22 protein-coding genes are annotated in these 24,759 nt (G+C 62.8%); 14 read left to right on the top strand and 8 right to left on the bottom strand.

The annotated features are described in order from the left end of the window. Nucleotides 1–61: 61 nt before the first annotated feature. Nucleotides 62–2,656: a glycosyltransferase gene (locus P8H27_RS10475; protein WP_289637298.1), complete on the bottom strand. Its 2,595-nt coding sequence runs from the start codon at nt 2,654–2,656 to the stop codon at nt 62–64. Nucleotides 2,657–2,952: 296 nt separating this feature from the next. On the opposite strand from P8H27_RS10475, the gene tcdA reads away from it, so the two are divergent. Further along, nucleotides 2,953–3,762, top strand: coding sequence for a tRNA cyclic N6-threonylcarbamoyladenosine(37) synthase TcdA (tcdA, locus tag P8H27_RS10470; protein WP_289637297.1), 810 nt, complete (start codon nt 2,953–2,955; stop codon nt 3,760–3,762). Between the two features lie 21 nt (nt 3,763–3,783). On the opposite strand, the gene P8H27_RS10465 is transcribed toward tcdA, so the two are convergent. From P8H27_RS10465 to map, 7 genes are all read right to left on the bottom strand, one after another. Next, on the bottom strand, nt 3,784–4,197 hold the full coding sequence (locus tag P8H27_RS10465) for a SufE family protein (RefSeq protein ID WP_289637295.1): 414 nt from the start codon (nt 4,195–4,197) through the stop codon (nt 3,784–3,786). Continuing rightward, entirely contained in the window at nt 4,194–5,399 is a 1,206-nt protein-coding gene (locus P8H27_RS10460) for an aminotransferase class V-fold PLP-dependent enzyme (protein WP_289637293.1), read from the bottom strand. Before P8H27_RS10460 ends, P8H27_RS10465 begins: the two co-directional genes overlap by 4 nt. Before the next feature lie 76 nt (nt 5,400–5,475). After that, nucleotides 5,476–6,510, bottom strand: a complete 1,035-nt coding sequence (gene dapD, locus P8H27_RS10455) for a 2,3,4,5-tetrahydropyridine-2,6-dicarboxylate N-succinyltransferase (RefSeq protein ID WP_289637291.1) — start codon at nt 6,508–6,510, stop codon at nt 5,476–5,478. Between the two features lie 36 nt (nt 6,511–6,546). Continuing rightward, nucleotides 6,547–6,894, bottom strand: a complete 348-nt coding sequence (locus P8H27_RS10450; protein WP_289637290.1) for an ArsC family reductase — start codon at nt 6,892–6,894, stop codon at nt 6,547–6,549. A 2-nt stretch (nt 6,895–6,896) separates the two neighbouring features. Next, nucleotides 6,897–8,093, bottom strand: coding sequence for a succinyldiaminopimelate transaminase (gene dapC, locus P8H27_RS10445; protein ID WP_289637288.1), 1,197 nt, complete (start codon nt 8,091–8,093; stop codon nt 6,897–6,899). Nucleotides 8,094–8,153: 60 nt separating this feature from the next. Then, nucleotides 8,154–10,856: a [protein-PII] uridylyltransferase gene (locus P8H27_RS10440; RefSeq protein WP_289637286.1), complete on the bottom strand. Its 2,703-nt coding sequence runs from the start codon at nt 10,854–10,856 to the stop codon at nt 8,154–8,156. Between the two features lie 32 nt (nt 10,857–10,888). Further along, nucleotides 10,889–11,671 carry a type I methionyl aminopeptidase gene (map, locus tag P8H27_RS10435; RefSeq protein ID WP_289637284.1) on the bottom strand — a complete coding sequence of 261 codons (783 nt, stop codon included), beginning with the start codon at nt 11,669–11,671 and terminating at the stop codon, nt 10,889–10,891. A 273-nt stretch (nt 11,672–11,944) separates the two neighbouring features. On the opposite strand from map, the gene rpsB reads away from it, so the two are divergent. From rpsB to lpxA, 13 genes are all read left to right on the top strand, one after another. After that, entirely contained in the window at nt 11,945–12,694 is a 750-nt protein-coding gene (gene rpsB, locus P8H27_RS10430) for a 30S ribosomal protein S2 (RefSeq protein WP_289637283.1), read from the top strand. Between the two features lie 182 nt (nt 12,695–12,876). Further along, nucleotides 12,877–13,746, top strand: coding sequence for a translation elongation factor Ts (tsf, locus tag P8H27_RS10425; RefSeq protein WP_289637282.1), 870 nt, complete (start codon nt 12,877–12,879; stop codon nt 13,744–13,746). 193 nt (nt 13,747–13,939) lie between these two features. Further along, nucleotides 13,940–14,683: a UMP kinase gene (pyrH, locus tag P8H27_RS10420; protein WP_289637280.1), complete on the top strand. Its 744-nt coding sequence runs from the start codon at nt 13,940–13,942 to the stop codon at nt 14,681–14,683. Beyond that, nucleotides 14,680–15,237, top strand: coding sequence for a ribosome recycling factor (frr, locus tag P8H27_RS10415; RefSeq protein ID WP_289637279.1), 558 nt, complete (start codon nt 14,680–14,682; stop codon nt 15,235–15,237). The genes pyrH and frr overlap by 4 nt, the downstream gene beginning before the upstream one ends. A 16-nt stretch (nt 15,238–15,253) precedes the next feature. Then, entirely contained in the window at nt 15,254–16,009 is a 756-nt protein-coding gene (gene uppS, locus P8H27_RS10410; protein WP_289637278.1) for a polyprenyl diphosphate synthase, read from the top strand. Beyond that, nucleotides 16,009–16,824 (top strand): phosphatidate cytidylyltransferase, encoded by an 816-nt coding sequence (locus P8H27_RS10405; RefSeq protein WP_289637276.1) that lies wholly within the window; start codon nt 16,009–16,011, stop codon nt 16,822–16,824. Before uppS ends, P8H27_RS10405 begins: the two co-directional genes overlap by 1 nt. After that, nucleotides 16,821–18,011: a 1-deoxy-D-xylulose-5-phosphate reductoisomerase gene (gene ispC / locus P8H27_RS10400; RefSeq protein WP_289637274.1), complete on the top strand. Its 1,191-nt coding sequence runs from the start codon at nt 16,821–16,823 to the stop codon at nt 18,009–18,011. The genes P8H27_RS10405 and ispC overlap by 4 nt, the downstream gene beginning before the upstream one ends. A gap of 66 nt (nt 18,012–18,077) precedes the next feature. Next, a complete protein-coding gene (rseP, locus tag P8H27_RS10395) occupies nt 18,078–19,430 on the top strand; it encodes an RIP metalloprotease RseP (protein WP_289637272.1) in 1,353 nt (450 codons plus the stop codon). Nucleotides 19,431–19,520: 90 nt separating this feature from the next. Further along, a complete protein-coding gene (gene bamA, locus P8H27_RS10390) occupies nt 19,521–21,872 on the top strand; it encodes an outer membrane protein assembly factor BamA (protein WP_289637270.1) in 2,352 nt (783 codons plus the stop codon). Between the two features lie 44 nt (nt 21,873–21,916). Then, nucleotides 21,917–22,420 (top strand): OmpH family outer membrane protein, encoded by a 504-nt coding sequence (locus tag P8H27_RS10385; RefSeq protein WP_289637268.1) that lies wholly within the window; start codon nt 21,917–21,919, stop codon nt 22,418–22,420. Nucleotides 22,421–22,422: 2 nt separating this feature from the next. Further along, nucleotides 22,423–23,481, top strand: a complete 1,059-nt coding sequence (lpxD, locus tag P8H27_RS10380; protein WP_289637266.1) for a UDP-3-O-(3-hydroxymyristoyl)glucosamine N-acyltransferase — start codon at nt 22,423–22,425, stop codon at nt 23,479–23,481. A gap of 47 nt (nt 23,482–23,528) precedes the next feature. Then, on the top strand, nt 23,529–23,969 hold the full coding sequence (gene fabZ / locus P8H27_RS10375; RefSeq protein WP_172147869.1) for a 3-hydroxyacyl-ACP dehydratase FabZ: 441 nt from the start codon (nt 23,529–23,531) through the stop codon (nt 23,967–23,969). A gap of 10 nt (nt 23,970–23,979) precedes the next feature. Next, nucleotides 23,980–24,756 (top strand): acyl-ACP--UDP-N-acetylglucosamine O-acyltransferase, encoded by a 777-nt coding sequence (gene lpxA, locus P8H27_RS10370; RefSeq protein WP_289637263.1) that lies wholly within the window; start codon nt 23,980–23,982, stop codon nt 24,754–24,756. Nucleotides 24,757–24,759 lie beyond the last annotated feature (3 nt).

The following is a 24,759-nucleotide window of genomic DNA, read 5'->3' as shown; positions in this document are numbered from 1 at the left end:
CCGCCATCTTAAAGCAAAACGGCGGCCCTTGGCCGCCGTCAGGCCGTTTCCCGATTATCGTTCAGACCCTGGCCGGCTGTTCGAGCGACTGCGGCCGGGGGGCCGGTAGCGACGACAGCAGGGCCATGATCAGGGCCGCCAGGTAGGGCAGCGACTGCACCAGCAGCGTGGCCACCCAGAACATCACGTCCGGGCTGGGCATGCCCTGGACCAGGGCAATGCCGGCGGCGGCGCCCCACAGCAGAAACAGGACGAACACTTCTTCGCGGGCTTCCGTCAGGGCCAGCAGCAGGCCGTGGCGGCTGCGCATCTTCGGCGTGCGGAAGAACGGAATGCTGCTGGTGCAGAAGCCATACAGCACCGCCTTGGCGATCGTGTGCGACAGTGCCAGGCCCGCCAGGGCGGCGCTGAACGCATCCTTGAGGGTGACGCCGACCGCACGCCGGTAGAGGAACAGGATCTTGCCCAGCTTGAACAGGAACAGGGCAAGCGGCGGCAGGGCGAAGATCAGCAGCGGCGGATCGACGCGGTTGGGCACGATGATCATTGCTGCCGACCAGAGCAGCGCGCCAATGGTGAAGAAGATGTTCAGGCCGTCGGCGATCCACGGCAGCCAGCCGGCGATGAAGTGATAGCGTTGACCGCGGCTCAGTTGGCGATCCTTGCCCCACAGCAAGCTGTGGGCATGGCGTTTCATGATCTGGATGGCGCCATAGGCCCAGCGGAAGCGCTGCTTCTTGAAGTCGATGAAGGTGTCCGGCATCAGGCCCTTGCCGTAGCTGTTTTCCAGGTAGGCGGCGGACAGGCCCTTCTCGAAGATCCGCAGACCCAGTTCGGCGTCTTCGGTGATGCACCAGTCGGCCCACTTCAGCTCGTCCAGCACCGAGCGCCGGGTCATGGTCATGGTGCCGTGCTGGATGATCGCGTCGCGCTCGTTGCGGGTGATCATGCCGATATGGAAGAAGCCCTTGTACTCGGCATAGCACAGCCGTTTGAAGGTGCTCTGCTGCTGGTCGCGGTAATCCTGTGGCGACTGCACCACGGCGATTTTCGGGTCGGCGAAGTGCGGCACCATGTGCTTGAGCCAGTTCGGGTCGACGCAGTAGTCGGAGTCGATCACCGCGATCACCTCGACATCGGCGGCGGTGTATTGCATCACATGGTTCAGTGCGCCGCCCTTGAAGCCGGCCAGCGGCGCGACGTGGAAGAACTTGAAGCGTGGGCCGAGTCTGGCGCAATGCGCCTGCACCGGCTGCCACACGGCCGGATCCTGGGTGTTGTTGTCGATCACCAGCACTTCGAAGTCCGGGTAATCCAGGCGGGCCAAGGCGTCGAGAGTCTGTTTGACCATCTCCGCCGGCTCGTTGTAGCAGGGCACGTGCACCGAGACCTTGGGCCGGTAGGCCAGTTCCGTGGTGACTGGCGGGAACGGCCGGCGGCGGTCGCGCGTCCATACCGCTTCGGCCAGCTCATGGGCCTCGGTGAGCAGCACGATGAACACGCCGAGCGCGCCGAGGCCGAGCAGGCCGCCCACGGTCAGGCCGAACCAGGTGCTGTACTGCTGGCTGTAGTCGTAGCCGATCCATACCAGCAGCGAGCCGCCGGCGAAGGCGACGAAGGTCAGGAAGGTGCGCCCGCGCTGGCGCAGGGCGCTGCCGTCGATCAGCAGCAGGGCCAGCGCGAGCAACGCCAGGATCACCGAGGCGACGGCGAGCAGGCGCCAGGCGGGGATCGCCACCACCGGGCCGTCGAAGGCGAACTTGGCCTGCCGCTCGAGGTTGTAGACGCCCCAGTAGGCTCCGACTGCGCCTTCCTCGTCGGCTTTCCAGGGTTGGTCGAAGGCCTCGATGACGAAGTAGTTGTAGCCCTTGGCATTTAGCGCGCTGACCAGGGTGCGCAGGTAGATCGCCTGGTTGGCTGGTGATGCATCGGCGCCGCCGCGCATGCGCCCGTTGCTCGGCCAGCCCACCTCGGACAGCAGCAGCGGTTTCTTCGGGAACAGGTGCTTGAGGGCCTTCGCCCGGTCGAGGACGAACTGGGTCGACTCCTCCATCGGCATGAGTTCCCAGTAGGGCAGGATGTGCGCGGCGATCAGGTCGACATGCTTGGCCAGTTGCGGATTTTCTTCCCAGATGTGCCACTGCTCGGAGGTGGTCACCGGCACCTTGACCGCGGCGCGCACCCGGTCGAGGTAGGCACTCAGTTGCTCGACGGTGACCTCATGGCGGAACAGTGCCTCGTTGCCCACCACCACGCGGATGATGCTGCGCTCGCGGTTGGCCAACTCGATGGCCTTGGCGATCTCGCGTTCGTTGCGTTGCTGGTCGCTGCTTATCCATACCCCGAGGGTCACGCGCAGGCCGAACTCCTCAGCCAGGCGCGGGATATCGGCCAGGCTGCCTTCCACCGAGTAGGTGCGGATGTTGTCGGTCTGGCTGGTCAGCAACTCCAGGTCGGCGCGGATCTGCGCATCGCTCGGGTAGCTGCCGTCTTGGGGATCCTGACCCGCACGGAAGGGCGAGAAGGAGTAGCCGGAAATCTGCTCCGGCCAGTCCGGCGCGCTCACTGGCCGGTTGACCAGCGCCCAGGCGCCGGCGCACAGCGCGGCAATCGCCACGACCACGACGAGGTTGAGTCCAAACTTGCGCGAAGGCATAGCGTTTCGAGTTCCGAAGAAGAGAACGGAGCGGAACCGGCGAACGCCGGGTGGCGCGCATCCTACTCTCCGGCCGAGCGCCTGTATAGCACCCGCAGGCCCCGTATTTAGAGGGCTGTGGACGTCTGGGCGGTAGAGTTGAAGGGCAACGCGACAGTTCGCCAACGACGAGCGGGGCGCCGCGCACGTGCCGGCTCGGCGGCCGAATAGCTGCCTGGTGCAGAAGTCGCTCTTGGGTGGCGGCCGCAGGCTTCCTATAATGCGCGCCTGCCCCATCCCGGGCGCGAGGTGATGAGATGACATTCGACGCACAACGCTTTGCTGGAATTGCCCGCCTGTACGGTCGCGAGGGCGCCGAACGCCTGGCCGCGGCGCATGTCGCGGTGGTCGGGATCGGCGGCGTCGGTTCCTGGGCGGCCGAGGCGTTGGCGCGCTCGGGGGTCGGCGAGATTTCGCTGTTCGACCTGGACGATGTCTGCATCAGCAACACCAACCGGCAGATCCAGGCGTTGGACGCTACGGTCGGCCAGGCCAAGGTCGCGGTCATGGCGGCGCGCATCCGGGCGATCAACCCCGCCTGCGTGGTGCATGCGGTGGCGGATTTCGTCACCCGCGAAACCATGGCCGAGCACATCACCGAACAACTCGACGCGGTGATCGATTGCATCGACAGCGTCAACGCCAAGGCGGCGCTGATCTCCTGGTGCAAGCGGCGCAAGATCCAGGTGGTCACCACCGGCGGCGCCGGCGGGCAGATCGACCCGACGCAGATCCAGGTCGGCGACCTGAACAAGACCTGGAACGATCCGCTGGCCGCCAAGGTGCGCTCGACCCTGCGCCGCGACTACAACTTCTCGCGCACGGCGGGGCGCAACTACAGCGTGCCCTGCGTGTTCTCCAGCGAACAGCTGCGCTACCCCAAGCCGGACGGCAGCGTGTGCCAGGACAAGGGCTTTGTCGGCGACGGGGTCAAGCTCGACTGCGCCGGCGGTTTCGGCGCGGCGATGATGGTCACCGCCAGCTTCGGCATGGTCGCCGTGGCCAAGACCGTGGAGAAACTGGTGGCCGGGGCGCGCCGGCCGGCCGAGCGGGCCAACGAGGCTTGACGCCTGCGCCCGGCTCGCGACTCAGGCGGGGCTGAGGGCCAGTTCGCGCATGCGCTGCAACACCGCATTCAGGCCATTGCTGCGCGAGGGCGAGAGGTGACGCGCCAGGCCGAGTTGGGCGAACCAGTCGGCCAGGTCGATTCCGCTCAGTTCGGTGCCGCTCAGGCCGTTGACCCGGGCCAGCAACAGCGCCAGCAGCCCGCGCAGCAGGCGCGCATCGCTGCTGGCGCGAAACTGCCAGCATTGATCCCGTTGTTCGGCGACCAGCCAGACCTGGCTTTCGCAGCCGTGCACGCGATTGGCCTCGCAGCGCTCCGCGTCGCTCAGGGCGGGCAGGCGCTCGCCCCACTGCATCAGCAAACGCGCGCGCTGTTCCCAGCCGGGGCATTGGCCGAAGGCGGCCAGCGCTTGCGCGGCGCAGGCGGGCAGGCTCATCGCAGCAGCTCCAGGGCCTGATCCAGCGCGGCGAAGAAGCGCTCGAGGTCGGCGCCGTCGTTGTACAGGCCGAGGGAGACGCGAATCGCACCGGCCAGGCCGAAGCTTTTCAACAATGGCATGGCGCAGTGATGGCCGGCGCGCACGGCGATGCCCTGCTCGGTGAGCAGGTGGGCGAGGTCGGCATTGTGCACGCCCTCAACCACGAAGCTGGCCAGCGCCACCCTGGGCGCGCCCAGTAGCCGAACACCGGCGCGCGCAGTGAGGCCGCTGAGCAGCCGGGCATGCAGCGCGGCCTCGTGGCTGGCCACGGCGGCGGCGTCCAGCGCGGTCAGGTAGTCCAGGCTGGCGCCCAGGGCGATGACGCCGGCAATCGGCGGCGTGCCGGCCTCGAACCCCAGCGGCGCGCCGCGAAACTCGGCGTGTTGGTAATCCGCGATACGTACCATTTCTCCGCCGAACTGCCAGTGCTTGAGGCGCTGCAGCGCCGGTTTGCGGCCATAGAGCAGGCCGACGCCGTCCGGCCCGTAGAGCTTGTGGCTGGAGCAGAGGTAGAAATCGCAGCCCAGGGTCTCGACGTCATGGCGGCCATGCACCACGCCCTGGGCGCCATCGACCACAGTCAGCGCGCCCTGGGCTTGGCCCAGGGCCAGCAGTTCGCTCAGCGGCTGCCAGCAGCCGAGCACATTGGACAACTGGCTGAGCGCCAGCACGCGGGTGCGTGGGCCGATCAGGTCGGCGGCTCGTTCGAGGTCGATCAGGCCGCTCTCATCCAGCGGCAGCACGACCAGTTCGAGCTGGCGGCGCAGGGCCAGCTGCTGCCAGGGCAGCAGGTTGGCGTGGTGTTCCAGGGCGCTGACGACGATCTGGTCGCCGGCCTGCAACTCATGCTCCAGGCCATAGGCCAGCAAATTGAAGGCTTCGGTGGCGCTGCGGGTAAAGAGGATCTGCGCCGAGTCTGGCGCATTCAGCCAGCGTGCGACCTTGTCGCGACTGCTTTCGAAGGCGCGGGTCGCCCGCTCGCCCGGCAAGTGCTGGGCCCGATGCACATTGGCCGCACCGCCGGCGTAATAGCCGAGCAGGGCATCGAGCATGGCCTGCGGCTTTTGCGCGGTGGCGGCGCTGTCCAGGTAAGTCTGGCCTTCGCCGTCGAGGGTCAGGATGCCGGGAAAGTCGGCGCGCCAGGGGGAAATCAGGGACATGGGTTCACCCGATGGTGCGGGGCGTCCGTAGGGTGCGCCGTGCGCACCAGGTGCTGCGCGGCGCACCCTACTCGGATCAATTATGCGCGTGCAGGGCTTCGTTGAGCTCGATGGCCGACTTGTGGGTCTTGCATTCCACGGTGCCGGTTTGCGAGTTACGGCGGAACAGCAGATCCGGCTGGCCGGCCAGTTCGCGCGCCTTGAGCACCTTGACCAGCTGGTTCTGGCCATCGAGCAGCGCCACCTTGGTGCCGGCGGTGATGTACAGGCCGGACTCCACGGTGTTGCGGTCGCCGAGGGGGATGCCGATGCCGGCGTTGGCGCCGATCAGGCAGCCTTCGCCGACCGAAATCACCAGGTTGCCGCCGCCGGACAGGGTGCCCATGGTCGAGCAGCCGCCGCCCAGATCCGAGCCCTTGCCGACGAATACGCCGGCGGAGACACGGCCTTCGATCATGCCCGGGCCTGCGGTGCCGGCATTGAAGTTGACGAAGCCCTCGTGCATCACGGTGGTGCCTTCACCGATGTAGGCCCCCAGGCGGACGCGAGCGGTGTCGGCGATGCGCACCCCGCTCGGCACCACGTAGTCGGTCATTTTCGGGAACTTGTCCACCGAGAAGACCTCCAGCAGTTCGCTGCGCAGGCGCGCTTCCAGTTGCCGCTCGCCCAGCTCGCTCAGGTCGATGGCGCCCTGGCTGGTCCAGGCCACGTTCGGCAGCAGCGGGAAGATCCCGGTCAGGTTCAGGCCGTGCGGCTTGACCAGGCGATGGGACAGCAGGTGCAGCTTGAGGTAGGCCTCGGGGGTGCTGCTCAGGGGCAGATCTTCGGCGAGAAAAGTAGCCACCAGCGGCTGGTGGCTCTCGGCCAGGCGAGTCAGCAACTTGGCTTGAGCGGCGTCCACGCCTTTCAGGGCTTCGGCCAAGTCGCCGGCTTGCTGGGTGGTGAAGCCAATCGCCTGGTTGCCACCGCGGTAGCCGAGTTTTTCGGCGGCTTTGGCCACCAGCTCGGCGGCTGGGTTGAGCAGTGGTTGGGCGTAGAAGACTTCCAGCCAGGTGTTTTGACGGTTTTGGGTGCCGACGCCGAAGGCCAGGCTGAAGAGGGTCGTGGTCATGTTGCTTTCCTTAAACGCGAATTCAATGGGGGTTGTTCAGGCCAGTTCGGCGGCATAACGCTCGGGCTTGAAACCAACTAGGGTCTGGTTGCCGAGATCCAGCAGCGGGCGCTTGATCATCGACGGCTGGGCGAGCATCAGCTCGATCGCCTTGTTCTGGTCGAGGTCGGCTTTGTGCGCCTCGTCCAGTTTGCGGAAGGTGGTGCCGGCACGGTTGAGAATGGATTGCCAACCGTGTTCGTTGCACCACTTGTCCAGGCTCTCGCGGTCGATGCCAGCGGCTTTGTAATCATGAAAGACGTAGCTTACCCCGTGCTGGTCGAGCCAGGTGCGGGCTTTCTTCATGGTGTCGCAGGCTTTGATGCCGTAGAGGGTTGTGCTCATGGTTACAGGCTCTTCACAAAGGTGCGAATGCGCTCGGCGGCTTCCACGCACTCGGCCAAAGGCGCGACCAGGGCCATGCGCACGCGATTGGCGCCCGGGTTCACCCCGTCGACACTGCGCGACAGGTAGGAGCCGGGCACCACGGTGACGTGTTCGCGGGCGAACAGTTCGCGGGTGAAGCTCTGGTCGTCCAGCGGGGTTTTCGCCCACAGGTAGAAACCGCCATCCGGGCGCTGTACATCGAGCACGCCGTCGAGAATCGCCAGCACGGCGGCGAACTTCTCGCGGTACAGCGCGCGATTGGCTTGGACGTGTTGCTCGTCGTTCCAGGCGGCGATGCTGGCCAGCTGGGTTGGCACCGGCATGGCGCAGCCGTGGTAGGTACGGTACAGCAGAAAAGATTTCAATATGGCGGCGTCGCCGGCGACGAAGCCCGAGCGCAGGCCCGGCAGGTTGGAGCGCTTGGACAGGCTGTGGAACACCACGCAGCGCTTGAAGTCGTTGCGGCCCAGTTCGGCGCAGGCGGTCAGCAGGCCGGCGGGCGGCTGCTGTTCGTCGAAATACAGCTCGCTGTAGCACTCGTCGGCGGCGATGACGAAATCGTACTCATCGGCCAACTGGATCAGCTGCTTCAGGGTGGCCAGCGGAATCAGCGCGCCGGTCGGGTTGCCCGGCGAGCAGAGGAAGAGGATCTGGCAGCGCTGCCACACTTCGGCCGGCACCGCGTCGAAATCCGGGTTGAAACCGTGTTCTTGCAGGCACGCCAGGTAGTGCGGCTGGGCGCCGGCGAGCAGAGCCGCGCCTTCGTAGATCTGGTAGAACGGGTTGGGGCTGACCACCAGGCCGTTCTTGTTGCGCTCCACCACGGTCTGGGTAAAGGCGAACAAGGCTTCGCGCGTGCCGTTGACCGGCAGTACCTGGTGCGCGGGGTCGAGCGCGCCGGCCGGCAGGTTGAAGCGCCGGTTGCACCAGTTGGCGATGGCCTCACGCAGTGCCGGGATACCCAGGGTGCTGGGGTACACCGCCAGTTGTTCCAGGTTGGCGCTGAGCGCCTCGGCGACGAAAGCCGGCGAGCGATGCTTGGGCTCGCCGATCGATAGGGCGATGGCCGGCTTGTCGCTGGGCGGCTGGACGCCGGCCAGCAAGGCGCGGAGCTTTTCGAAGGGGTAGGGCTGCAGCTGGTTCAAGGCGTCGTTCATTATTCTGTCCTGGGTACTACAAGCGGCAGCCGCACGGGATTCGACTTGCCGCTGTCTCGATCAAATAGTTATCCGGCTTGGCTCGGTGGATTGCCCGTTGGCGTCCGTGAGCTGCTCGATGATGGTTTCCTGCAGTCGACGACAGAGTTCGGGGTCGGACAGCGGCTGATTGTGGGCATCGGTGACGAAGAATATGTCCTCGACCCGTTCGCCCAGGGTGGCGATCTTGGCATTCTGCAGCGACAGGTCGAAATCGAGGAAGATCCGTCCGACCCTGGCCAGCAGGCCCGGCCTATCGGGTGCGGTCAGCTCGAGGATGGTCACCGGCCGCTGCGCGTCGTTGTGGATGGTCACCCGTGGCGCGAAGGCGAAATGCTTGAGCTGGCGCGGTACCCGGCGTTGGATGATGCTCGGGTATTCGTCGGGGTTTTTCAGGGCGTCGATCAATCCCTGGCGGATCTTGTTGATCCGCGCCGGGTTATTGCCAATCGAGCTGCCGTCGGCCTCCAGCACTATGTAGGTGTCGAGGGTGAACTGGCTGGTCGAGGTGAGAATCCGCGCGTCGTGGATGCTCAGGTTGAGCTGGGCCATGGCGGCTACGGTCACGGCGAAGAAGTCGTGCTGATCGGCGGCATAGATGAAGATCTGGGTGCCGCCCTCGAATTCGCGTTGGGTGGTTTCCTTGATCAACACCAGCGGATTGCCGTCGTAGGGGTGCTGCAGGATCGCCTCGGCATGCCAGGCCACGTCGCCGGCGGTGTGGCGCAGGAAGTAGTCGTCGCCGAGCTGCGACCATAGCTGTTCGGCTTCGTCCGGATCGGTGCCGCCGCGCACCAGGATGTCCAGGGCGGCGCTCTGGGTCAGGCGAATCTGTTCTTCGCGATCCAGCGGGTTTTCCAGACCACGGTTGAGGGCGCGCTTGGTTTCGGTGTAGAGCTGGCGCAGCAGGCTGGCGCGCCAGGAGTTCCACAGGCTGGGGTTGGTGGCGTTGATGTCGGCCACGGTCAGCACGTAGAGGTAATCCAGGCGCGTCTGGTCGCCCACCAGGCGGGCGAAATCGAAGATCACCTGGGGGTCGGACAAATCCTTGCGCTGGGCAGTGGTCGACATCATCAGGTGGTTCTGCACCAGCCAGACGATCAGCTTGCTGTCCCAGCTGGGTAGCTGGTGGCGCACGCAGAAGGCTTCGGCGTCCGCCGCGCCCAGCTCGGAATGGTCGCCGCCGCGGCCCTTGCCGATGTCATGGTAAAGCCCGGCTAGGTAGATCAACTCGGGCTTGGGCAGTTTGCCGATCAGCTTGTTGGCCAGGGGGAATTTCTCGGCCAGCTCGGGCCACTTGAATTTGCGCAGGTGCTTGATCAGGTTGAGGGTGTGCGCATCGACCGTATAGATGTGGAACAGGTCGTGCTGCATTTGCCCGACGATATGCCCGAACTCGGGCAAGTAACGCCCGAGAATGCCGTAGCGGTTCATCCGCCGCAGGTTGCGGTGGATGCCTTGCGGGCTCTTGAACAGCTCGATGAACAGGCTGGTGTTGCGGATGTCCTTGCGGAAATCGTCGTCGATCAGGTGGCGGTGATCGCGCAGCAGGCGAATGCTGTCGGCACACACGCCCTTGATTTCGGGGTGCTGGGCCATCAGCACGAAGATTTCCAGAATGGCGAAAGGGGTGCGCTTGAAGACGTTGGGGTGAGTGACCTCGATATAGCCGTCGCGCAGCTGGAAACGGCTGTTCAGCGGTTGCGCCTGGCCGCTTTGCCCGGCGCGGAGGATTTCCTCCTCGAAGTGCTGCTTGATCAGGTCGCTCAGCTCGGCAATGCTCATCACCACGCGGTAGTACTTCTGCATGAAGCGTTCGATTGCCAGCTTGGCATTGCCGTCTTCATAGCCCAGCAGGCGGGCGATCTCGCGTTGGTGATCGAACAGCAAGCGGTCTTCGGCACGCCCGGCGAGCATGTGCAGGGCGTAGCGTACCTTCCACAGAAACTCCTGGCTGGACACCAGCAGGGCGTATTCGCTTTCCAGGAGAAAGCCCTGGCCGACCATGGCGTGCAAATTCAGGGTGCCGAAATGCCGGCGGGCGACCCAGAGGATGGTCTGGATATCGCGCAGGCCGCCCGGCGAGCCCTTGACGTTGGGTTCGAGGTTGTATTCGGTGTCGTTGTACTTGGCATGCCGGGCGCGCTGCTCTTTGCGTTTGGCCAGGAAGAACTGCTTGCTCGGCCACATCTGCGCGGTGCTGGTGACATCCTGCATGCGCTGGCGCAGGCGCTCGGGGCCGGCGATGGTGCGGCTTTCCATCAGGTTGGTGACCACCGTCAGGTCGGCGCGGGCCTCTTCGGCGCACTCGGCGACCGAGCGCACGCTTTGCCCGACTTCCAGGCCGATGTCCCAGAGCAGAGTGAGGAAGCGCTCGATCGGCTCGCGGAAGGTTTCGTGGTCGGCGCTGTCGAGCAGGATCAGCAGGTCGATATCCGAGTAAGGGTGCAGTTCGCCACGGCCATAGCCGCCTACCGCCAGCAGGGCGATGTCGGCATCCTCGCTCCACTCCAGGCGATCCCAGGCTTCACGCAAGATCTGGTCGGTGAACCAGGCGCGATCCTCGACCAGTCGGCGTACCTCGCGGCCCTCCTTGAAGCGCGCATCGAGCACCTCGTGGGCGCGGCGGATGGCTTTCTTGAAGGCGCCGATGGGGCTGGCCTTGAGTGCCAACTCGGCCTGGAATTGCCCGCGCTCGAACAGCTCGGAGTCTACCTGCGGCATGCGGCGATCTTCCTTTATAAGGGCGGCGATCATCAGGCCGAAGTGCGGGCGATGGTGTCGTCGCTGCGCAAGGTGAAGATTTCGTAGCCGTCGGCGGTGACCAGGATGGTGTGCTCCCACTGCGCCGAGAGCTTGCGATCCTTGGTGATCGCGGTCCAGCCATCGCCGAGCAGGCGAGTTTCCGCGCGGCCCTGGTTGATCATCGGCTCGATGGTGAAGGTCATGCCTTCCTTGAGTTCCAGGCCAGTGCCGGCACGCCCGTAGTGCAGCACCTGCGGCTCTTCATGGAACACCGCGCCAATGCCGTGGCCGCAGTACTCGCGCACCACCGAGAAACCGTTCTTCTCGGCGTGCTTCTGGATCACTTCGCCGATGTCGCCCAGGCGGGCGCCGGGACGCACCAGTTGAATGCCTTTGTACATGCATTCCTGGGTGATCTGGGCCAGGCGTTCGGCCCATTCCGGCACCTTGCCGACCATGAACATCTTGCTGGTGTCGCCGTGGTAGCCGTCCTTGATCACGGTGATGTCGATGTTCAGCACGTCGCCTTCTTTCAACGGCTTGTCGTTGGGGATGCCGTGGCAGACCACATGGTTGATCGAGGTGCAGATCGACTTGGGGAAGCCTTTGTAGTTGAGCGGCGCGGGGATGGCCTGCTGCACATTGACGATGTAGTCATGGCAGATGCGATCCAGCTCTTCAGTGGTGACCCCGGGCTTGACGTGTGCGCCGATCATTTCCAGTACGTCGGCAGCCAGGCGGCCGGCTACGCGCATTTTTTCGATTTCATCGGGCGTCTTGATAGTGACGGTCATATGGGCTCTCGGGCACAGACTGAAAAGAGGGCTATGTTAGCAGCTTCGGGCTGCAAGCCATAAGCTGCGCGCGCGGTTGCTTGGTTGTGTGCTTTCAAGCTTGTAGCTTGTGCCTGTCTTTTATGGTATAAAACGCGCCGCTTTACGGGCTGTATGCCTGGAAGCTTTAATCCACACACGTATCGACACGGTTTCCTGGGTGCCTTTCGACAAGTTCGTGGGGTTGGAAATCGGGATGCGTGGAGGCCTAACCCGACTTATCAAGGAACTACCATGTCCCAAGTCAATATGCGCGATATGCTGAAGGCCGGTGTGCACTTCGGTCACCAGACCCGTTACTGGAACCCGAAAATGGGCAAGTACATTTTCGGCGCGCGCAACAAGATCCACATCATCAACCTTGAAAAAACCCTGCCGATGTTCAACGAAGCGCTGTCGTTCGTTGAGAAGCTGGCTTCGGGCAAAAACAAGATTCTGTTCGTCGGCACCAAGCGTTCCGCTGGCAAGATCGTTGCTCAAGAAGCAGCTCGTTGCGGTTCGCCGTTCGTCGATCATCGCTGGTTGGGCGGCATGCTGACCAACTACAAGACCATCCGCGCTTCGATCAAGCGTCTGCGCGATCTGGAAGTTCAGTCCCAGGACGGTACTTTCGCCAAGCTGACCAAGAAAGAAGCCCTGATGCGCACCCGCGATCTGGAAAAACTGGATCGCAGCCTGGGCGGTATTAAGGACATGGGCGGTCTGCCGGACGCTCTGTTCGTGATCGACGTCGACCACGAACGCATTGCGATCACCGAAGCCAATAAGCTGGGTATCCCGGTTATCGGCGTGGTCGATACCAACAGCAGCCCGGAAGGCGTTGACTACATCATCCCGGGTAACGACGACGCCATTCGCGCCATCCAGTTGTACATGGGTGCCATGGCTGATGCGGTAGTGCGCGGTCGCACCAACACCGGCGGCGCCGACGAATTCGTCGAGCAAGCCCCGGCAGCTCCTGCAGCCGAAGCGGCTCAGGGCTAAGCGATAAGCGCCAAGCGTTACTCGCTGCGCAAAAAGGGGGCTAAGCCCCCTTTTTGCCACTTTGAAAACCATTGTCAGCCTGTTGTCGTCAAATTCAGGCAGTGGCTTGCAGCGTGGTTACAGAATTGATCGCCCGTTCCGGCGGGTGGAATGGTTAACGACCTATCCAAGAGGAATTTGAAATGGCAGAGATTACTGCGGCATTAGTCAAGGAGCTGCGTGAGCGCACTGGCGAAGGCATGATGGATTGCAAGAAAGCCCTGACCAAGGCTGGCGGCGACATCGAGAAAGCCATTGATGACATGCGTGCTTCCGGCGCGATCAAAGCGGCCAAGAAAGCCGGCAACATCGCTGCCGAAGGCGCTATCGCGGTCAAGGTTGCGGAAGACGGCAAGTCGGCCGTGATCCTTGAAGTCAACTCGCAAACCGACTTCCTGGCTCTGCAGGACGACTTCAAGAACTTCGTCAACAGCAGCCTGGAAAAAGCCTTTGCTGACAAGCTGACCGACGCGGCGCCGCTGATTGCCGCTCAGGAAGCTGTTCGTGAAGCACTGGTGGCCAAAGTGGGCGAGAACGTCAATATTCGTCGCCTGGCCCGCGTCGAAGGCGACGTGGTCAATGCTTACCTGCACGGTAACAAGATCGGCGTGGTGGTGGTTCTGAAGGGCGGCGACGCCGAGCTGGCCAAGGATATCGCCATGCACGTGGCTGCCAGCAACCCGGAGTTCCTGCTGCCGACGGAAGTTTCCGCAGAGGCGATCGAGCGCGAAAAAGCCGTGTTCATGAGCCTCAACGAAGACAAGATCAAAGGCAAGCCAGCTGAAATCGTCGAGAAGATGGTGGGCGGTCGTATCCAGAAGTTCCTCGCCGAAGCCAGCCTGGTTGAGCAAGCCTTCGTCAAGGATCCGGAAATCAAGGTCGGCGCTCTGGCCAAGAAGGGCGGTGCAGAAATCGTTTCCTTCACGCGCTTCCAGGTCGGCGAAGGCATCGAGAAGCCAGTCGACAACTTCGCTGAAGAAGTGGCCGCGCAACTGGCTGCCAGCAAGCAGTAAGACGCTTTATAGTTGTCGCCCCGAAGAGGCTGCCCGCTTATGCGCGCGGCCTCTTTGTCAAATCAGGGGGGCGGTGGCAGTTCGCCACGGTCGTTGCGGGCGTGGCACCAATGGCTCTGGGGCTGTCTAAGTGCTCGAGCAATCCGTGCCGCAAGGCTCGAAAAGAATTCAAACGCCGCAGGAGAGACTGGTAATGGCTCAGCAGGTGAGTGGTCGTCAACCGCGCTATAAACGCATTCTGCTCAAACTCAGCGGCGAGGCCCTGATGGGCTCGGAAGATTTCGGCATCGACCCCAAGGTGCTCGATCGCATGGCCCTGGAAGTCGGCCAGTTGGTCGGTATCGGCGTGCAGGTCGGTCTGGTCATCGGCGGTGGCAACCTGTTTCGTGGCGCGGCGCTCTCCGCGGCCGGGATGGATCGGGTCACCGGCGACCATATGGGCATGCTGGCGACCGTGATGAATGCCCTGGCCATGCGCGATGCGCTGGAGCGCTCGAATATTCCGGCAATCGTGATGTCGGCGATCTCCATGGTCGGCGTGACCGATCACTACGACCGACGCAAGGCGCTGCGGCATCTGAAAACCGGTGAGGTGGTGATTTTCGCCGCTGGCACCGGCAATCCGTTCTTCACCACCGACTCGGCCGCTTGCCTGCGCGCCATCGAAATCGATGCCGACGTGGTGTTGAAGGCGACCAAGGTGGATGGTGTGTACACTGCCGATCCGTTCAAGGATCCGCACGCGGAAAAATTCGATCGTCTGACTTACGATGAAGTGCTGGATCGCAAGCTCGGCGTGATGGATCTGACGGCCATCTGCTTGTGTCGCGATCACCAGATGCCGCTGCGCGTGTTCAATATGAATAAACCCGGTGCCCTGCTGAATATCGTGGTGGGCGGCGCCGAAGGTACTCTGATCGAGGAAGGTGAAAAATGATCAACGAGATCAAGAAAGACGCCCAGGAACGCATGCAAAAGAGCCTGGATTCGCTGATCCATGCGTTCAGTCGTATTCGTACCGGTCAGGCTCACCCCAGCATTCTGGGTGGCGTGATGGTGCCTTATTACGGCGCCGACACCCCTCTGAATCAGGTTGCCAACGTGACCGTCAAGGATTCGCGCACCCTCCAGGTAGTGGCGTTCGAGCGCAACATGCTGGCTGCCGTCGACAAGGCGATCCAGAGCTCCGGTCTGGGCTTCAATCCGACCAACCTGGGCGAGCTGCTGCTGATTTCCATGCCGGCGCTGACCGAGGAGACCCGTAAGGGCTTCACCAAGCAGGCGCGTGATGCCGCGGAGGATGGCCGCGTTGCCGTGCGTAATATCCGTCGTGACGCTTTGAGCCAGCTGAAGGATCTGGTCAAGGAGAAAGAAATCAGCGAGGACGAGGAGCGTCGCGCTGCTGATGATGTCCAGAAGCTGACTGACAAGTTCGTGGCGGAAATCGAAGTGGCTGTGAAGCAGAAAGAAGCGGATCTGATGGCCGTTTAGCGGTCAGGAGATCCACATGCACAAGACCATAGGCGGCGTTAAGGTGGCCGTGCCACGTCATGTGGCGATCATCATGGACGGCAATAACCGCTGGGCCCGCAAGCGCCTGCTGCCGGGAATTGCCGGGCACAAGGCCGGTGTCGATGCGGTGCGCGCGGTCGTTGAGGTGTGCGCCGAGACCGGGGTCGAGGTGTTGACTCTGTTTGCCTTCTCCAGCGAGAACTGGCAGCGTCCGGCCGAAGAGGTGGGGGCGCTGATGGAATTGTTCCTCGGCGCGCTACGCCGCGAGGCGAAGAAACTCAACGACAACGGCATCAGCCTGCGCATCATCGGCGACCGCTCGCGCTTCCATCCGGAATTGCAGGCGGCCATGCGTGAGGCCGAGGCCTTGACCGCTGGCGCTAAGCGTTTCGTCCTGCAGATTGCCGCCAACTATGGCGGCCAGTGGGACATCGCGCAGGCGGCGCAGCGGCTGGCTCGCGAGGTTCAGGGTGGGCACTTGCGGCCTGAAGATATTACCCCCGAGCTGTTGCAGAGCTGTTTGGCGACGGGCGATTTGCCCTTGCCCGATTTGTGCATTCGTACCGGTGGCGAGCATCGCATCAGTAACTTCCTGTTATGGCAGTTGGCCTACAGCGAGCTGTATTTCTCTGACTTGTTCTGGCCGGATTTCAAGCACGATGCCATGCGCAAGGCCTTGGCGGATTACGCCAAGCGCCAGCGGCGTTTTGGCAAGTCCGCCGAACAGGTCGATGCCGAGGCGCGTGCCTGATGCTTAAACAACGGATTATTACTGCGCTGGTGTTACTGCCTGTCGCCTTGACTGGGTTTTTCCTGCTCGATGGCGCGGCTTTTGCGCTGTTTATCGGCGCGGTGGTCAGCCTGGGTGCCTGGGAGTGGGCGCGCTTGGCCGGTCTGGCCGGGCAGCCGCTGCGAGTGGCCTATGCCGCTGGCGTTGCTGTTTTGCTGTGCGGGCTCTATCTGCTGCCGGCCTTGGCGCCCTGGCTGCTGCTGCTTGCTGTCGTCTGGTGGGCGTTGGCCACTGCGCTGGTGCTGAGCTATCCAGCCAGTAGTCGCTATTGGGCCGGGCTGCCGGGGCGGCTGTTGATCGGCTTGTTGATCCTGCTGCCGGCCTGGCAGGGGCTGGTGCTGTTCAAACAGTGGCCATTGGCCAATGGTTTGATCCTGGCGGTGATGGTATTGGTCTGGGGGGCGGATATCGGCGCCTATTTCTCCGGCAAACGCTTCGGCAAGCGCAAGCTGGCGCCGCGGGTGAGTCCGGGCAAGAGCTGGGAGGGGGCGGTTGGTGGCTTGCTTACCAGTCTGCTGATCACCCTGGCGGTCGGTCTCTACCGGGGCTGGTTCGCCAGCGAGTTGCTCCTGGCGCTGGCGGGTGCGGCGTTGGTGGTGTCGATTTCGGTGGTCGGCGATCTGACCGAGAGCATGTTCAAGCGTCAGGCCGGGGTCAAGGACAGCAGCAATCTGCTGCCGGGTCACGGCGGGGTGCTCGACCGCATCGACAGCCTGACCGCGGCCATTCCGATGTTCGCCGCGCTGTTGTGGCTGGCCGGTTGGGGTGCCCTGTGAACCAGTTGCAGCAGATTACCGTGCTCGGGGCCACGGGCTCCATCGGTCTCAGCACCCTGGATGTGATTGCCCGGCATCCCGCGCGTTATCAGGTGTTTGCCTTGTCCGGCTTCAGCCGCCTGGTTGAGTTGGAGGCGCTGTGCATGCGTTACCGGCCGCGCTACGCGGTGGTGGCGGATGAGCGCTCGGCGCGCCATCTGCAGGGCGGTTTGCATGCGGCGGGGCTGGCGACGCGGGTGCTGTTCGGCGAACAAGGCCTGTGCGAAGTGGCCGCCCATCCCGAGGTGGATGCGGTGATGGCGGCTATCGTCGGCGCGGCGGGGCTCAAGCCGACGCTGGCGGCAGTCGAGGCGGGCAAGAAGGTTCTGTTGGCCAACAAGGAGGCGCTGGTGATGTCCGGCGCCCTGTTTATCGAGGCGGTACGCCGCAGCGGTGCGGTCTTGTTGCCCATCGACAGCGAGCACAATGCGATCTTCCAGTGCCTGCCCGGCGATTATGCCCGTGGGCTGGAGCAGGTGGGCGTGCGGCGGATTTTGCTGACCGCGTCCGGCGGTCCGTTCCGCGAAACGCCGTTGGCGCAGTTGCGCGAGGTCTCTCCCGAGCAGGCCTGTGCCCATCCCAACTGGTCGATGGGGCGCAAGATTTCGGTGGATTCGGCGAGCATGATGAACAAGGGTCTCGAGCTGATCGAGGTCTGCTGGCTGTTCGACGCCAAACCGGCGCAGGTCGAGGTGGTGATCCATCCGCAGAGCGTGATCCATTCGCTGGTCGACTATGTCGATGGCTCGGTGTTGGCGCAGCTGGGTAACCCGGACATGCGCACGCCAATCAGCCATGCCCTGGCCTGGCCGCAGCGCATCGACTCGGGCGTGGCGCCGCTGGATCTGTTCGCCATCGCCCGCCTGGATTTCCAGGCGCCGGACGAACAGCGCTTCCCCTGCTTGCGCCTGGCCCGCCAGGCGGCAGAGGCGGGTGGCAGCGTGCCGGCCATGCTCAATGCGGCCAATGAGGTGGCGGTGGCGGCCTTTCTCGAGCGGCGCATTCGTTTCCCCGAGATCGCGAGTATCATTGAGGCTGTGTTGAACGCCGAGCCGGGGGTTGCGGTCGAAAGTGTGGAGGCAGTCCTGGCGGCAGATCGCCGAGCGCGTGAGCTTGCCGAGCAATGGCTGAGTCGTCGTGGTGGATAAGCGCAAGCAGGGCGCCTGTGCGGTTCGCCCTTCGCTGCCAGCACACCCCAGTCGCGGAGAAGCTAGATGAGTGCGCTCTATATGGTTGTCGGTACCCTGGTTGCACTGGGGGTGCTGGTTACGTTTCACGAATTCGGTCACTTCTGGGTGGCGCGCCGCTGCGGGGTCAAGGTTCTGCGCTTCTCCGTGGGCTTCGGCACGCCACTGCTGCGCTGGCATGATCGCCAGGGCACCGAGTTCGTCATCGCCGCCATTCCCCTGGGCGGCTACGTCAAGATGCTCGATGAGCGCGAAGTCGATGTGCCAGTCGAGCAGCTCGATCAATCGTTCAATCGCAAGAGCGTGCGCCAGCGTATTGCCATAGTCGCGGCGGGGCCGGTTGCCAACTTCCTGCTGGCGCTGCTGTTCTTCTGGCTGGTGGCGATGCTTGGCAGCCAGCAGGTGCGTCCGGTCATAGGCGCGGTCGAAGTCGGCAGCCTGGCGGCCGATGCCGGGCTGCAGGCGGGCCAGGAAATCGTTGCGCTGAATGGTGAACCGACCACGGGTTGGGCGGCGGTCAATCTGCAGTTGGTGCGGCGCCTGGGTGAGAGTGGCACCTTGAGCGTGAGTGTCCGCGACCAGGGTTCGACTGCCGACAGTGCGCGGCAAATCGTGCTGAAAGATTGGCTCAGGGGCGTCGAGGAACCCAATCCGATCGCCGCCCTCGGCATTCGCCCCTGGCGTCCGGCGCTGTTGCCGGTGCTGGCGCAGCTGGATCCCAAAGGCCCGGCGCAGGCCGCTGGTTTGCAGGTTGGCGACCGTCTGCTGAGGCTCGATGGCGAGCCGCTGGACGAGTGGCAGCAGTTGGTCGATCGCGTGCAGGCCATGCCGGCGGAAGCCATAACCCTGCTGATCCAGCGTGACGGGCGAGAGTTGCAGGTGGCCGTGACCCTCGCCGCGCGCGGTGAGGGTGAGGCCCGCAGCGGTTATCTGGGTGCTGGCGTAGAAGGTGTCGAGTGGCCGGCAGAGATGCTCCGCGAGGTCAGTTTTGGGCCTTTGGAGGCCGTGGCCGAGGGCTTTCGGCGTACCTGGTCGATGAGCCTGTTGACTCTCGATTCGCTGAAGAAAATGCTGTTTGGCGAGCTCTCGGTAAAAAACTTGAGCGGGCCGATAACCATTGCTAAAGTGGCGGGCGCTTCGGCCGAGTCGGGTTTGGGGGATTTTCTCAACTTCCTTGCCTACTTGAGCATAAGTCTGGGGGTTCTCAATTTGCTGCCAATCCCTGTGCTGGATGGGGGGCATCTGCTTTATTACCTGGTCGAGTGGGTGCGTGGCCGTCCACTGTCGGAACGGGTGCAGGGTTGGGGGATGCAGATTGGTATCAGTTTGGTGATTGGGGTGATGTTGCTGGCCTTGATCAACGACCTGGGTCGTCTGTAAACCGTTACTGAATTACAAAGCTACTGAATTACAAAACTGTCGCCTTGGGCGGCAGATTTTTTATTGTCAGTTGGAATAAGAAAGGACTTCATGAAACGTCTGCTGCTACCTGCGGTGCTTGCCGCATTGATGATCGCCGAAGTTCACGCCGAGTCCTTCACCATCTCCGATATCCGCGTCAATGGCCTGCAGCGTGTGTCTGCGGGCAGCGTGTTCGGTGCCTTGCCGCTCAACGTCGGCGAAGAGGCCGATGACCGCGCGCTGGTGGAGGCAACTCGTGGCCTGTTCAAAACCGGTTTCTTCCAGGATATCCAGCTCGGCCGCGATGGCGACGTGCTGGTCATTACCGTGGTGGAACGGCCGTCGATTTCCGGCATCGAGATCGAAGGCAACAAGGCCATCAGCAGCGAAGACCTGCTCAAGGGGCTGAATCAGTCCGGGCTGGCCGAGGGCGAGATATTCCAGCGTGCGACCCTCGAAGGCGTGCGTAACGAATTGCAGCGCCAGTATGTGGCCCAGGGCCGTTACTCGGCCGAGATCGAAACCGAAGTGATCCCGCAGCCGCGTAACCGCGTGGCGCTGAAAATCAATATCAATGAAGGCACGGTCGCCGCCATCCAGCACATCAACGTGGTGGGCAATAGCGTCTTTGCCGACGAAGACCTGATCGATCTGTTCGAGCTGAAGACCAGCAACTGGCTGTCGTTCTTCCGCAACGACGACAAGTATGCCCGCGAAAAGCTGTCCGGCGACCTGGAGCGTCTGCGCTCCTACTACCTGGATCGCGGCTACATCAATATGGATATCTCCTCGACCCAGGTGTCCATTACCCCGGACAAGAAGCACGTCTATATCACGGTCAACGTCGACGAAGGGCAGAAGTACAGCGTACGCGAGGTGAAGCTCAGCGGTGACCTGAAGGTGCCGGAAGAGGACGTCAAGTCGTTGCTGCTGGTCAAAGAAGGCCAGGTGTTCTCGCGCAAGGTGATGACCACGACCTCCGAGCTGATCACCCGTCGCCTGGGTAACGAGGGCTACACCTTCGCCAACGTCAACGGCGTGCCGCAAGCCCATGATGAAGACAACACGGTGTCGATCACCTTCGTCATCGATCCGGGCAAGCGCGCCTACGTCAACCGCATCAACTTCCGCGGCAACACCAAGTCGGAAGATGAAGTGCTGCGCCGCGAAATGCGCCAGATCGAAGGCGGCTGGGCTTCGACCTACCTGATCGATCAGTCGAAAACCCGTTTGGAACGCCTCGGCTTCTTCAAGGAAGTCAACGTCGAAACCCCGCAGGTGCCCGGCACCGACGACCAGGTCGACGTCAACTACAGCGTCGAAGAGCAGGCGTCCGGCTCGATCACCGCCAGCGTCGGTTTCGCCCAGAATGCCGGGTTGATCCTCGGCGGCTCGATCACCCAGAACAACTTCCTCGGCACCGGCAACAAGGTCAGTGTCGGCTTGACCCGCAGCGAGTACCAGGAACGCTACAACTTCGGCTTCGTCGACCCCTACTGGACCGCCGATGGCGTCAGCCTGGGCTACAACGCCTTCTATCGCACCACCGACTACGACGAGCTCGACACCGATGTGTCCAGCTATGCGGTGGACAGCTATGGGGTGGGCGCCAGCATCGGCTACCCGATCAGCGAAACCGCGCGCCTGACTTATGGCCTGACCGCGCAACAGGACGATATCAGCACCGGCGTCTACACGGTCGATGAGATCTTCAAATTTATCGAGCAGGAAGGCGACAGCTACCTGAACCTCAAGGCCTCGGTGGGTTGGTCGGAGTCGACCCTCAATCGTGGCGTGATGGCCACCCGCGGTCACTCGCAGAGCCTGGTGCTGGAAACCACGGTGCCGGGCAGCGACCTGTCGTTCTACAAGCTCGACTACCGTGGCCAGGTGTTCAAGCCGTTGGGCGACAGCTACAACCTGCGTTTCCACACCCAGCTCGGTTATGGCGACAGCTACGGTTCGACTGCAGAACTGCCGTTCTACGAGCACTACTATGCCGGCGGTTTCGGTTCGGTGCGCGGTTTCGAGGACAGCAGTCTGGGTCCGCGCAGTACGCCGAGCAAGGGCACCAACCCGGGAACTCTGAAAGACCCGGATCAAGATCCGCTGCCGTTCGGTGGTAATGTGCTGGTTCAGGGCGGTGTCGAATTGCTGTTCCCGATGCCGTTCGTCAAGGATCAGCGCTCGCTGCGTACCGCGCTGTTCTGGGATGTGGGCAATGTCTTCGACACCAGTTGCGGCAGCACCCAGGCCGACTGTGGCAGCATCGACGCCGGCCAGTTGGCCAGCTCCGTGGGCGTTGGCCTGACCTGGGTCACTGCGCTGGGTCCGTTGAGCTTCAGCCTGGCCATGCCGATCGTCAAACCGGACGACGCCGACACCCAGGTCTTCCAGTTCTCCCTCGGTCAGACGTTCTAAGCGTCTGACGACCGAACAACAACAGTTTTTGCAGGAGTTGCACCGTGCGTAAGTTGACTCATCTGGTTCTGTTAAGCGTGGCCCTGCTGGCGACCCCGGCGTTTGCTGAAATGAAAGTGGCGGTACTCAATTACCAAATGGCGCTGCTCGAGTCCGATGCGGCCAAGCGCTATGCGGTGGATGCCGAGAAGAAATTCGGTCCGCAGCTGAACAAGCTCAAGACCCTGGAAAGCGATGCCAAGCGCATTCAGGATCGCATCGTCAAAGATGGCGAAAAGATGCAGACCGCCGAGCGCGAGCGTCTGGAACTCGAGTTCAAGCAGAAAGCCCGCGATTTCCAGTTCCAGTCCAAGGAGTTGAACGAGTCCAAGGCTATCGCTGATCGCGAGATGCTGAAAAAGCTCAAGCCGAACCTGGATAAAGCCGTGGAAGAAGTGATCAAGAAAGGCAACTTCGACCTGGTGCTCGAGCGCGGCGCGGTGATCGATGTCAAACCTCAGTTCGACATCACTCTGCAAGTCATCGAGCGCATGAATCAGCTGCGCTGATCATGCAGGCTCCGGTTTATACCCTCGGCCAGTTGGCCGAACGCCTGGGTGCCACCTTGCGTGGCGCCGCCGACAGAACGATCAATGGGCTGGCCACCTTGCAGGAGGCCGGCCCCGATCAGCTGAGTTTTCTGGCCAACCCGCAATACCGCAAATACCTGGCCGATTGTCGTGCCGGTGCGGTTTTGTTGACCGCCGCCGATGCCGAGGGCTACAGCGGCGCCGCCTTGATTGTGGCCAACCCGTACCTGGCTTATGCACGGCTCTCCCATCTGTTCGATCGCAAGCCACAGGCGGTGGCCGGTGTGCATGCGACCGCGTGGGTTGCCGATGATGCGCAGGTGGATGCCAGTGCCAGTATCGGTGCTTTTGCGGTAATCGAGCGCGGTGCGCAGATTGCTGCGGGGGTGACGATCGGCGCGCATTGCGTGATCGGTGCGCGCTCGGTGATCGGCGAGGGTGGTTGGTTGGCGCCGCGGGTGACCCTGTATCACGATGTGCGCATCGGCAAGCGGGTGGTGATCCAGTCGGGGGCGGTGATCGGCGGCGAGGGTTTCGGCTTCGCCAACCAGCAGGGGGTCTGGCAGAAGATTGCCCAGCTCGGCGGTGTGCTGATCGGCGACGACGTCGAAGTCGGCGCCAATACCACCATCGACCGAGGTGCCTTGGCCGATACGCTAATCGGTAACGGCGTCAAGTTGGACAACCAGATCATGATCGCGCACAACGTGCAGATTGGGGACAACACGGCCATGGCCGGTTGTGCGGGTATTTCCGGCAGTACCAAAATCGGCAAGAACTGCATGATCGCCGGCGGCGTCGGCATGGTCGGGCACATCGAAGTCTGCGACGGAGTCTTCGTCACGGGAATGACCATGGTGACCCGCTCCATCACCGAACCGGGTTCTTATTCTTCCGGCACCGCCATGCAGCCTGCGGGCGAGTGGAGGAAGAGCGTGGCCCGCATTCGTCAGCTGGATGACATGGCGCGGCGACTGCAACAGTTGGAAAAACAGTTGGCGGCCGTGACCTCCAGCGGGAATGCCTCATCTGATGCCTGAGCCGGTTATACCGCGCTCCTCTCTTTTTATTACAGGCTTCTCTGGACATGATGGACATCAACGAAATACGCGAGTACCTGCCGCATCGCTACCCGTTTCTGCTGGTCGACCGGGTGGTGGATCTGGATGTTGAAGGCAAGTGCATTCGTGCCCACAAGAATGTCAGCATCAATGAGCCGTTCTTCAACGGGCACTTTCCCCAGCATCCGATCATGCCCGGCGTGTTGATCATCGAAGCGATGGCCCAGGCGGCCGGCATACTCGGCTTCAAAATGATGGGCTTGAAACCCACCGACGGAACCCTGTATTACTTCGTCGGCTCGGACAAGCTGCGTTTTCGGCAGCCGGTGGTGCCGGGCGATCAATTGATCCTCGAGGCCCGCCACCTCAGCAACAAGCGCAGCATCTGGAAGTTCGAGTGCAAAGCCAGTGTCGACGGCAAGGAAGTATGTTCGGCCGAAATCATCTGCGCGGAACGCAAACTATGAGTTTCAAGCTATGAGTTTGATTGACCCTCGCGCCATTATCGATCCCGCTGCCAAGCTGGCCGACGACGTTGTCGTCGGCCCTTGGTCGATCATTGGGCCCGACGTGGAGATTGCCGAGGGTACCGTGCTTGGGCCTAATGTGATCATCAAGGGGCCGACCAGGATTGGTAAGCACAACCGCGTCTATCAGTTTTCCTCGCTTGGCGAGGACACCCCGGATCGCAAGTACAAGGGCGAGCCGACGCGTCTGGTGATTGGCGATCACAACATCATTCGCGAAGGCGTCACCATGCACCGCGGCACCATCCAGGATCGCGACGAGACCACGGTGGGCGACCACAACCTGATCATGGCCTATGCCCATATTGGCCATGACAGTGTGATCGGCAATCATTGCATTCTGGTTAACAACACCGCGTTGGCGGGGCATGTGCATATCGATGACTGGGCGATTTTGTCCGGTTACACCCTGGTGCATCAGTTCTGCCATATCGGCGCGCATGCCTTCGCCGGCATGGGCAGCGCGATTGGCAAGGACGTGCCGGCCTACGTCACGGTTTCCGGCAACCCCGCGGAAGCGCGCAGCATGAATTTCGAAGGCCTGCGTCGGCGCGGCTTCAGTGCCGAATCGATCCAGGCGCTACGCCGCGCCTACAAGACCGTCTATCGCCAGGGCTTGACCATCGAAGAGGCATTGGCGGAACTGGCGGAACCTTCCTTGCAGTTTCCTGAAGTCGCGGTGTTCCGCGATTCGATCCAGGCATCCAATCGCGGCATCACCCGCTAATTT

It is taken from the genome of Pseudomonas sp. sp1636, from assembly GCF_030376615.1.
In the GTDB taxonomy this organism is placed as follows: Bacteria; Pseudomonadota; Gammaproteobacteria; order Pseudomonadales; family Pseudomonadaceae; genus Aquipseudomonas.
Note: the sequence above shows the minus strand (reverse complement) of the source record. Positions and strands in the feature narration are given on the sequence as shown.